At 50.4% G+C, this 274-nt stretch carries 1 protein-coding gene; it reads right to left on the reverse strand.

Annotation, left to right across the window (positions count from 1 at the left end; all coding sequences use genetic code 11):
• The coding region (locus ACZ3HG_RS23635) for a hypothetical protein (RefSeq protein WP_465334800.1) at nt 1–274 on the reverse strand (274 nt) is incomplete at both ends.

Raw genomic sequence — 274 nt, forward strand, 5'->3', positions numbered from 1 at the left:
TTGTCGACGCGTTTATCCAGATTGACCAGCAAACAAAGCACCGCCAGATAAGGCCATAGCATGGACACCCATAAAGCCAGCTGGTTGAAATGAATCAACTTGCCTTGATGCCAGGCATCAATCATGGCTTCATAAAATGGATTGGGTGGCATCAGATTACAGAGCAGCAATTGCAGCAGCAGACCCAGCCAAGCCCAAAAACGGCGCTGCCTTGGGCCGGCAATACAGGCCACAAAAGCCAATGTGATACCCATCAAAATACCCGCCATGGCAC

This window comes from Erwinia sp. PME.40.26/001, from assembly GCF_055556675.1.